Consider the following 8,978-nt stretch of genomic DNA (forward strand, 5'->3'; position numbering starts at 1 on the left):
AGCATCCCACAGGCGCAGCAGCTCGTTCGTCGGCGCGCAGAAGGGTGAGGGAGCAGCCCGCCATGTCGAGGCTCGTGACATAGTCGCCGACGAGGCTGCGGGCGACCGTGACGCCCTTCGCCGCGAGGGCGTCGGCGATGTCGGCGTACATCACGTACAGCTCGATGAGCGGCGTGCCACCAAGCCCGGTCAGCAGAGCGATCACCGGAGCGCCGGTGAAGTCCAGGTCGGCGGTGATCGCTTCGACGAGTTCGGCGGCGATGTCGTGCGCAGGGGCCAGGGGCACGCGCGTGCGCCCTGGCTCGCCGTGGATGCCGACACCCATCTCCATCTCGTCATCCGGCAGATCGAAGCTCGGGTGACCGACCGCGGGCACGGTGCAGCTGGTGAGCGCGACGCCCATCGAGCGCCCGTGCGAGGCGACGTGCTCGGCGACGGCCTTGACCTCTGCCAGGCTCTTACCCTCGGCCGCCGCCGCCCCGGCGATCTTCTCGACGAGCAGGGTCGTGCCGACACCGCGACGCCCGGCCGTCCACGTCGAGTCCTTCACCGCGACGTCGTCGGCGACGATCACCGACTCCGAGGCGATGCCCTCGTCGGCGGCCAGTTCGGCCGCCATCTCGAAGTTGAGCACGTCACCCGTGTAGTTCTTGACGATGAAGAGCACGCCCGCACCGGAATCGACGGCCTGGGCCGCGGCCAGCATCTGATCGGGCGTCGGCGAGGTGAACACCTCGCCCGCGCACGCGGCATCGAGCATGCCCGCGCCGACGAAGCCGCTATGCAGGGGTTCGTGGCCCGAACCGCCGCCCGAGATCAGCGCGACGCGACCCTCGCGGGGCGCGTTGCTGATGACCACGCGGTTCTCATGGTCGACGGTGAGCTCGGGGTGGGCGGCCGCGACGCCGCGCAGGGCATCGGCGAGCACCGATTCGGCCGAGTTGATGAGCTTCTTCATGCGCGGATCTCCTCTTCACTGAGTTGTCGCAGGTGGTTCTCGCCGGCGTTCTTCGACGGCCTCGTCGCGGGGGTGGCTTTTCGACATCATCGACTGCGATTCGTCTATGTCGAATATCTGCCCCATTTGCACCGGTGTCAAGAGGTAGTGTGACGTCAACCGTCCGCGCGCGAAAGGTCTCGGGATGATCCAGTCCATCGACCGCGCCGCGCGCATCCTCTCCCTGCTGCAGGGTGCGCGGCGCCTCGGCATCAGCGAGCTCGCCGTCGCGCTCGAGCTGCCGCCGTCGACGGTGCACGGCCTCGTGAAGTCGCTGCAGGAACACGGTCTGGTGATTCAGGAGGCGCGCGGCAGTCGCTACGCCCTCGGCCCGGCGCTTCTCACCCTCTCGAGCGTGTACCTCGACACCCTCGACGTGCGCGCACGGTCGCTGCGGCGCATGCACGACCTGTCGCATCGCACCGGACTCGCCTGTCGGCTGGGTGTCGCGCACAACACGGACGTCCTCGTCATCCACCACGATCGCCGACCAGACGGCACGGAGCAGATGCCCGAGACGGGGATCACCCTCCCGGCCCACGCCTCCGCCCTCGGAAAGGTGCTGCTCGCCTACGACGACGACTTCCGCACGGAGGTGCTCGCCCACCCCCTGGCCGACCTGACCGGCGACACGGTCACCGACGCGGCTGCGCTGCAGGAGCAGCTGATCGTCGTGCAGGACGGTGCGCTGGCGACCGAGAACGAAGAGGCCGTCATCGGCGACGCCTCCGTCGCCGTTCCGGTCGCGGGCGAGGACGGCACGGTGATCGCTGCGCTCGGGGTCGTCTTCCCCGCGCCGGCATCGGAGCTGGATGCCGCAGTCCTCAAGGAACTGCGCGACGCGGCACAGGCGATCTCCCGCGACCTGGGAGCTCCGAGCTGGCCGCCCCGAGCGGGCGCGGCGGTCTGATCAGCGCCACGGGCCGTTGAGCGCGCGCAGCGCGTCGACGCGCCCCGCGGGCTACTTCACCAGCGGGAAGAGGATCGTCTCGCGGATGCCGAGTCCGGTAATCGCCATGAGCAGTCGGTCGATGCCCATTCCCATGCCGCCGGTCGGGGGCATGCCGTGCTCGAGCGCGCGCAGGAACTCCTCGTCGACGCGCATCGCCTCATCGTCACCACGGGCCGCGAGCTTCGCCTGCTCGACGAAGCGCTCGCGCTGGATGACGGGGTCGACGAGCTCGGAGTATCCCGTCGCCAACTCGAAGCCGCGCACGTACAGGTCCCACTTCTCGACGACACCCGCGACGGTGCGGTGCTCGCGGACGAGCGGCGAGGTGTCCAGGGGAAAGTCCATGACGAAGGTCGGCCGCTCCAGGCCGCCCTTCACGAAGTGCTCCCACAGCTCTTCGACGTACTTGCCGTGCGTCGCGACCTTCTCGGGCACCTCCACGCCCACCGACGCGGCGAGCGCCTTCAGCTCGTCCAGCGGGGTCTCGGGCGTGATCGGAGTGCCCGCGGCATCCGAGAGGGACGCGTACATCGAAATGCGATCCCACTGTCCGCCGAGATCGAACTCCGTCCCATCGGCCCACGTGACCGTCGTCGAGCCGGCCACGGCGATCGCCGCGTTCTGGATGAGCTCCTGCGTGAGATCGGCGATGCCGTTGTAGTCCGTGTAGGACTGATAGGCCTCGAGCATCGCGAACTCGGGGCTGTGAGTGGAGTCGGCACCCTCGTTGCGGAAGTTGCGGTTGATCTCGAACACCCGGTCGATGCCGCCGACGACGGCGCGCTTGAGGAAGAGCTCGGGAGCGATGCGAAGGTACAGCTCGGCGTCGAACGCGTTCGAGTGCGTCACGAAGGGCCGCGCCGCCGCCCCGCCGTGCTGCACCTGCAGCATCGGAGTCTCCACCTCGAGGAAGCCGTGGTCGGCGAAGGTCTGGCGCAGCGACGCATTCACCTTGGCGCGCGCGATGACCGTCTCCCGCGCCTGATCGCGGGCGATGAGATCGAGGAAGCGCGAGCGCACCCGGCTCTCCTCGCTCAGCTCGCTGTACAGGTTCGGCAGCGGCAGCAGCGCCTTCGCCGCGATCACCCAGTCGGTGACCATGATCGACAGCTCGCCGCGGCGGCTGGAGATGACCTGACCGGTCACCGAGACGTGGTCGCCGAGGTCGACGAGGTCCTTCCAGGCCTGCAGCGACTCCTCGCCCACTTCGGCGAGCGACACCATCGCCTGGATGCGGCTGCCGTCGCCGGCCTGCAGCGACGCGAAGCACAGTTTGCCCGTATTGCGACTGAACACGACGCGTCCGGCGACCGACGCGGTGACACCGGTCTCCGCGCCGGCCTCGAGATCGGCGTAGCGCGCACGCAGAGCGGCGATGGTGTCGGAGACCGGGACGGTCACCGGGTAGGCGCCGCCCGCGGCATCCGCCCGCTCGGCGAGCAGCCGCTCGCGCTTGGCGAGGCGTACCGCCTTCTGCTCGTGCACGTCGGCGAGGTCCGCTCCCTCGGCGTCAGGGGCGGCCGGGACGGGCGTGGACGCGGCGTTCGGCGTCTGAGTCATGGTGCGGGGCTCCTCGGAATCGACGTTCCAGTCTATCGAGGCCCGCCCGCGCGCCTTCCGGCGCACCGCGACCCGCGCGGTCAGCCGCCGAGGACGTCGTCGATCAGCGGCGACCCGTCCTGCAGCGCCCGGTCGACGGCGGAATGCACGAGCGCCGACAGGTAGCGTCCGGGTTCCTCGATGCCGGCCGAGCGCAGCAGCGACGTCGATTGGCGGACGACGGATGCCGAGAACGCCGTCGCTGTCGCGATGGCCTCGCCGTAGGCGGCGCGGTCGGCTTCGGCGACGACGACGGGCTCGCAGCCCAGCTCGACGGCGAGCGCCTGCGCGATCGGCAGCACCGCGGCCGGCGCCGTCACCGCCGCGAACGCGTCCTGCAGCTGGCGCAGATCCATCGAGCTGCCGGTGAAGGTGACCGCCGGGTGCACCGCGAGCGGAATCGCCCCGCGGCCTGCCGCAGGAGCGAGCACATCGGTCCCCCAGGCGGGATCGGTGTGCAAGACGAGTTGCCCGATCTGCCAGCGATCGAGTTCGGCCAGACCGGCGACCAGGCTCGGCAACTCGTCGTGCGGAACGGCGATCACCACGAGCTCGCTGCGACGCACGATCTCGTCGGCGTCGAGCACGGGAACCCCGGGCAGAATCGCTTCGACGCGGTCGCGGTCGGAGCCGGCCGTGATGCCGACGAGGGCGTGTCCGGCGCCGGCCAGGGCCGCCCCGATGACGGGACCGACGCGTCCGGCGCCGATGATCCCCACTCCCAGCCTGCTCGCGCCGCTCATGCGCGTCCTTCCTCTTGGTCGGTGGTCGCGATCGCGATCGGCACCGGCGACGCCGGGGGCGCGGCATCCCACCGGTGCGAACGGTCGCTCGCGGCGGCCGTGATCACCGCTCTTGCGGCCCGCTGCCACACCGCGACGGCGTCGTCGCGGTCGAGTGCCCCGACGGCGCCCGGCACCTGCCCGGCGACGGTGTGCCCGGTGAGTGTCGCCGCCTTCTGCGAACGCCCGAGCGGCCCCTGCGACAGCGCCACCGACTGCAGGCGCGCGAGCGGCAGGATCACCAGCGAGCGCCAGATGAGGCCGTGGCGAAGCAGAATCGCGTCCTCGGTGAGCAGCACCCCGTTGCGCCGCCACGACAGCGGGCGCAACCACCACGCGCGCCGCGGCGTCGTCACGTACGGGTCGCTCGCGTCGTGCGGGCCGAGCAGACCGTGCACGACCAGCTCCTGCCACTGCGCGGCCGAGATCCCGGGAAGGAACAGGCGCATCACCCGCTCGACGTCGTCGCGAGTGCCGACCGGCAGCACATCCGCGAACTGCTGCGACTGCGCGTCGCTGGCCGAACGCCCCGAGAGTCGGTTGACCCGAATCGACCACCAGCCGCACCCGCGCCAGAGCAGCGGCTGGCGGATCTCGAATGCGTGCACGCGGCCCGGCGGCAGCGTCTCGGTGATGGTCGTGAACAGTCCGAAGGTGATGCGCACCCCCGAGGGCGTGGGGGCGATCGAGTAGCGCAGGGCGCGGGTGATGGTGCGAAACCAATAGGCCGCGAACCCCAGCACGGCCGGCACCAGGGTGAACAGCACCCAGGGCGTGCCCACGACGGCGCCGACGATGATGGCGGCGGCCAGCACCAGCAGCCACAGCGTCGAGCCCGACAGCAGCCGTGAGGCGATGAGCCTCCCCGGCGGGATGTGCACGACGGATGCCGGTTCGGCGACGGGCCGCTCGGCGCCGTCGATCAGCCCGGTGAGCGCCGCACTGACGGTGGCGACGGCGGCCCGCCCGCGGGGTATGGATCCCGCGGCATCCGAGGCCCGCGCGAGCTGGCGGCCGGAGGCGAGGCGAAGGATGTCGGCGCGCACGGCCTCGGCGTTGGTGGTCGAGAGGTATTCGAGCTTGACGTTGCTGTCGAGTCCCGCGCCGACGACCTCGAGCTTGGCCGCGCCCAGGAGCCGCGCGACCATCGGGCGGGTCAGGTTGACGCCCTGCACCCGATCGAGCGGCGCACGCCGATGGGTGCGGAAGAAGATGCCGCTGCGCACCTCCACGTCGTCGCCGGTGATGCGGAACGTGTGAAAACGCCACGACAGCCAGAAGCCGCCCAGCAGGAGCAGCAGCACGGCCAGCACCGCCAGCAGCGCGAGCAGGATGAGGTTGTTGCTGACGACGTAGTCGACGGGGTCGGCCTCGTAGCGTTCCAGGTCGGCGACGGCGGGGAAGAGCCAGCCGATGATGCGGTCGCGCAGGTTGGTGATGACGATGCCGAGCACGACCACGAGGAACAGCCCACCGCGCAGCACGGGTGTGAGAGGGTGCAGTCGATGCCACTCGCCGTCGCTGAGCGGCGAGCGCACGTCGGCGACGGCGGCGGGATCGGTCACAGGCCGGTCCGCCGTGTCTCAGCCACCGCGATCAGCGTGTCGCGCAGCAGCTCGGCGGCCGACTGCTGAAGACCCGGGATCACGACGCCGGTGGTCGCCGCAGCGGTCACGAGCTTGAGCTGGGCAATGCCGAAGACGCGGTCGAGGGGCCCGTGGGTGATGTCGACCAGCTGCATACGCCCGTAGGGGACGGCGACCATGCGCTGCCAGAGGATGCCGCGGCGGAACACGAGGTCGTCCTCGCGCAGCTGGTAGCCGTAGGCGCGGGCCTGGCGCGGGAGGATCACGAGCGTCCAGACCGTCACGACGGTGACGACGCCCGCCGGGATCCACACCCAGCCGAGCCGCAGCAGGAGCGCACCGACGAGCGCCGCGGCGATGACGAGCACGAGGAAGGCGATCGTCGAGATCAGCCGCACCCAGACGTAGTTGCGCGAGAGCTGATGCCAGGTGCCGTCGCCCAGCGGCAGCCGCTTCGTGCTGCGCGGCTCGAGGATGCGGTCGTAGGTGCCCTCGTCGAGCACGCCTTCACCCCCGGTCGTTGAGCGAGCGACGGGAGTCGAAACGCCGTCCGCCAGCGAAACGACGTCAGTCGTGGTGGGAGAGTCCGAGTCCGGGTTCGGGAGGTCCGGGGTGTTCGTCATCGTCGTCCTTCCGGATGGTGCAGAGGTGCTCGGCGACGAGTCCCGCCGCGACCAGCACGAGGCCGCCGACGATCGCGGCGATCACCGGTCCTGTCGAGCCTAACGAGGGCGCGACGGGTCGGGTGAGCAGGAAGGCCAGAAGTCCCGCCGCGACACCGGCGACACCGGCACCGACGAGCGTCGACGCCTTCGCCAGCATCGCGATGCGGACGGCGCGGAAGGGATCGACCGGAGCGGTCTGGGCGCCGGCGGTCGCTCGCCGGATCGGCAACGCGAACAGCACGAGGGCGATGCCGAGAAGGACGAGCAGGATCGGCAGCAGGAACGACGGGGTGAAAGTGGGACGCCCTGTCACCGTCAGCACCTGGTCGACGGCGAATCCGAGGAACACGCCGATGGCGACGGCGGCGACGATCGCGCCCGCGGTGGTGCGCTTCACGCCGCGCCCCCCTCCGGTGCCGAGGTGCCGTCCGCATCCGCCTCCGCTTCGGCCTCCCGCAGCGCTGCGAGCAGATCGTGCACGCGCCCGACGCCGGGCAGCACGGCCTCGGGGTCGACCTGCAGCCACGGCTCGAGCACGAACGTGCGCTCTCCCGCGCGCGGGTGCGGGAGGGTGAGCGTCGGGTCGGCAGAGCGCACGTCGCCGTAGGCGATGAGGTCGAGATCGAGGGTGCGGCTCTGCCAGCGGAGGTCGTCGACGCGGCGCGGCGGCCGCCCGTGCGCCTCCTCGATCGCGTGGAGGTACCCGAGCAGCACCGAGGGGGCGAGGCGGGTCGTCACGAGCGCGACCGCGTTGAGGTAGGCGGGGGCCTCTTCATCCGGGCCGTCCAGCGTCAAAGCCACCGTCTCGATGGGCGCCGAGGCGACGACACGCGTCGTCAGCGGCAGACGCGCGAGCTCTTCGAGGGCCGCCGTCATGGTGGCCTGCCGGTCGCCCAGGTTGGCGCCGATCGCGATCACCGCGACCGTCTCGGCGGAGCTCGGGGCAGGCATGTCGTCGGAGAAGCCCTGCGCGAGGCGGCGGTTCATGCGGGCGCTCCTTCACGAGCGCGACGGATCGTCACGCTCACGTCGTCGAACGGCACCGCGATGGGCGCCTGCGGTTTGTGGATCGTGACCTCGACGGCATCCACCCGGGGGTACGCGAGGGCCCGATCGGCGATGCGCTGCGCGACGGTCTCGAGGAGGTCGGCCGGGTCTCCGGAGAGCACCGCGGCGACCTGGTCGGCGAACTCGCCGTAGTGCACGGTGTCGGCCACGTCGTCGCTGCGGGCGGCGTCGGCGAGCGAGAGCTCCAGCACGACGTCGGCGATGAAGACCTGACCCTCGCGACGCTCGTGCTCATAGACCCCGTGGTAGCCGGTGGCCCGGATGCCGGTGAGGGTGATCCGGTCGCTCATGCGCCTCCTCCGTCGTTCTCACCGCTCCACCGCGCCCACACCGCGAGCGCGTCGCGGGTGGCTGCGGCGTCGTGCACGCGCACGGCCCACACGCCGGTCTGGGCCGCGAGCACGCTCGTGACAGCGGTCGCGAGGTCGCGTCGCGGGGTCGAGACCTCCGCGCCGTCGGCAGGCGCCAGCGCCTCCGCGAGGAAGCGCTTGCGGCTGGTGCCGACGAGTACCCGCGGCCCGATCGCGACGATGCGCTCGAGGGCGCGCAGCGCCTCCCAGTTCTGCGGGCCGCGCTTGCCGAAGCCGATTCCCGGATCGAGGATGACCCGCTCGGGCGAGATCCCCGCGGCCGCGGCGGCCTCCACGCGTCCCTCGAGCTCGGCGACGAGGTCGCGGGCGAGGTCGGCGTAGGCGGCATGGGCGTACATGTCGGCGGAGTGGCCGCGCCAGTGCTGCAGGACGACGTCGACGTCGGATGCCGCGACCACCCCGAGCATGTCGGCATCTGCCAGCCCGCCCGAGACGTCGTTGACGATGCGCGCGCCGGCATCGATCGCCGCATGCGCGGTGCTCGCGTTCATCGTGTCGATGCTGACGAGAGCGCCCTCCGCCGCGAGCGCCGCCACCACGGGCAGCACGCGCGCCTGCTCCTCGGCCGGGGCCACCCGCTCGGCGCCCGGTCGCGTCGACTCTCCGCCGACATCGAGGATGTCGGCGCCGTCGATGCGCAGCGACAGGCCGTGCGCGATCGCGGCGTCGGCCGCGAGGAAGCGCCCGCCGTCGCTGAACGAGTCGGGCGTGACGTTGACGATGCCCATGATCGCGGTCATGCGGGCGTCCCCGTCACGAGCATCATGATCTCGGCGCGTGCAGACGGCTCGGCCAGCTCGCCGCGCGCGGCGATGGTGATCGTCGCGGCATCCGGCTGCCGTCCCCCGCGCATCGTGACGCACTCGTGATGCGCGGCGAGCACGACGAGCACGCCGCGCGCATCGAGGGCCGCGGCGATGGTGTCGGACTCTAGAGGATCCCCGGGACCGAGCTCAAT

At 71.3% G+C, this 8,978-nt stretch carries 10 protein-coding genes and 1 pseudogene; 1 reads left to right on the forward strand and 10 read right to left on the reverse strand.

Going from position 1 to position 8,978, the window contains the following annotated elements; all coding sequences use genetic code 11:
• Positions 1-958, reverse strand: a pseudogene (gene dhaK, locus I5I_RS09890) (dihydroxyacetone kinase subunit DhaK); the annotation flags it as partial.
• Positions 959-1,142: 184 nt separating this feature from the next.
• Here dhaK and I5I_RS09895 point away from each other — a divergent pair.
• Positions 1,143-1,907: an IclR family transcriptional regulator gene (locus tag I5I_RS09895; protein WP_036318978.1), complete on the forward strand. Its 765-nt coding sequence runs from the start codon at positions 1,143-1,145 to the stop codon at positions 1,905-1,907.
• Between the two features lie 51 nt (positions 1,908-1,958).
• Here the strand turns inward: I5I_RS09895 and lysS are convergent, their stop codons facing one another.
• The 9 genes from lysS to I5I_RS09940 form a co-directional block, all read right to left on the reverse strand.
• A complete protein-coding gene (gene lysS, locus I5I_RS09900; protein ID WP_036318980.1) occupies positions 1,959-3,509 on the reverse strand; it encodes a lysine--tRNA ligase in 1,551 nt (516 codons plus the stop codon).
• Between the two features lie 80 nt (positions 3,510-3,589).
• Positions 3,590-4,291, reverse strand: coding sequence for a DUF2520 domain-containing protein (locus I5I_RS09905; protein ID WP_036318981.1), 702 nt, complete (start codon positions 4,289-4,291; stop codon positions 3,590-3,592).
• Positions 4,288-5,895: a PH domain-containing protein gene (locus tag I5I_RS09910; protein WP_036318983.1), complete on the reverse strand. Its 1,608-nt coding sequence runs from the start codon at positions 5,893-5,895 to the stop codon at positions 4,288-4,290. The genes I5I_RS09905 and I5I_RS09910 overlap by 4 nt, the downstream gene beginning before the upstream one ends.
• A complete protein-coding gene (locus I5I_RS09915) occupies positions 5,892-6,419 on the reverse strand; it encodes a PH domain-containing protein (protein WP_051039558.1) in 528 nt (175 codons plus the stop codon). The genes I5I_RS09910 and I5I_RS09915 overlap by 4 nt, the downstream gene beginning before the upstream one ends.
• A 64-nt stretch (positions 6,420-6,483) precedes the next feature.
• Positions 6,484-6,978 (reverse strand): DUF3180 domain-containing protein, encoded by a 495-nt coding sequence (locus tag I5I_RS09920; protein ID WP_036318985.1) that lies wholly within the window; start codon positions 6,976-6,978, stop codon positions 6,484-6,486.
• Complete coding sequence (gene folK, locus I5I_RS09925; protein WP_036318988.1) at positions 6,975-7,568, reverse strand: 2-amino-4-hydroxy-6-hydroxymethyldihydropteridine diphosphokinase; 594 nt, start codon at positions 7,566-7,568, stop codon at positions 6,975-6,977. Before folK ends, I5I_RS09920 begins: the two co-directional genes overlap by 4 nt.
• A complete protein-coding gene (folB, locus tag I5I_RS09930) occupies positions 7,565-7,939 on the reverse strand; it encodes a dihydroneopterin aldolase (RefSeq protein WP_036318991.1) in 375 nt (124 codons plus the stop codon). Before folB ends, folK begins: the two co-directional genes overlap by 4 nt.
• A complete protein-coding gene (folP, locus tag I5I_RS09935) occupies positions 7,936-8,760 on the reverse strand; it encodes a dihydropteroate synthase (RefSeq protein WP_036318994.1) in 825 nt (274 codons plus the stop codon). The genes folB and folP overlap by 4 nt, the downstream gene beginning before the upstream one ends.
• Positions 8,757-8,978, reverse strand: a 222-nt coding sequence (locus I5I_RS09940) for a GTP cyclohydrolase I (protein ID WP_036318996.1), incomplete at its 5' end; no start/stop codon positions are given. The genes folP and I5I_RS09940, both read right to left, overlap by 4 nt.

It is taken from the genome of Microbacterium sp. B24 (assembly GCF_000333415.1).
Classification (GTDB): domain Bacteria; phylum Actinomycetota; class Actinomycetes; order Actinomycetales; family Microbacteriaceae; genus Microbacterium.

Coding starts and splice junctions, on each gene's coding strand:
- I5I_RS09895 (WP_036318978.1), top strand. CDS start 1,143: ATGATCCAGTCCATCGACCGCGCCGCGCGCATCCTCTCCCTGCTGCAG.
- lysS (WP_036318980.1), bottom strand. CDS start 3,509: ATGACTCAGACGCCGAACGCCGCGTCCACGCCCGTCCCGGCCGCCCCT.
- I5I_RS09905 (WP_036318981.1), bottom strand. CDS start 4,291: ATGAGCGGCGCGAGCAGGCTGGGAGTGGGGATCATCGGCGCCGGACGC.
- folK (WP_036318988.1), bottom strand. CDS start 7,568: ATGAACCGCCGCCTCGCGCAGGGCTTCTCCGACGACATGCCTGCCCCG.
- folB (WP_036318991.1), bottom strand. CDS start 7,939: ATGAGCGACCGGATCACCCTCACCGGCATCCGGGCCACCGGCTACCAC.
- folP (WP_036318994.1), bottom strand. CDS start 8,760: ATGACCGCGATCATGGGCATCGTCAACGTCACGCCCGACTCGTTCAGC.